This window comes from Neobacillus bataviensis, assembly GCF_019969725.1.
In genome coordinates, this window is the sequence record NZ_JAHXYW010000062.1 from 1 (window position 1) to 447 (window position 447).

A 447-nucleotide genomic window follows, 5' to 3' on the forward strand; every position below is an offset into this window, starting at 1 on the left:
AGCCCGATCAGCTGCGCCCGGTCGTCATCCAGCGCGGTTTCACCCGCCACGCCGAAGGTTCGGTGCTGGTCTGCTTCGGTGAAACCCGCGTGCTGTGCACGGCCAGCATCGAGAACCGGGTGCCGGGCTTCCTGCGTGGCAAGGGCGAAGGCTGGGTGACCGCCGAATACGGCATGCTGCCGCGCGCCACCCACACCCGCAGCGACCGCGAAGCCGCACGCGGCAAGCAGGGCGGCCGCACGCTGGAGATCCAGCGCCTGATCGGTCGCAGCCTGCGCGCCTGCGTCGACCGCAACGCACTGGGCGAACGCACCATCACCCTGGACTGCGACGTGCTGCAGGCCGACGGCGGCACCCGCACCGCGGCCATCACCGGCGCCTACGTGGCCCTGGTCGATGCGGTGAACGTGCTGATGAAGCGCGGCGACATCAAGCGCAACCCGATCC

1 protein-coding gene is annotated in these 447 nt (G+C 70.5%); it reads left to right on the top strand.

From position 1 onward, the window contains the following. The coding region (gene rph, locus LC455_RS31145; protein WP_223596811.1) for a ribonuclease PH at positions 1–447 on the top strand (447 nt) is incomplete at both ends.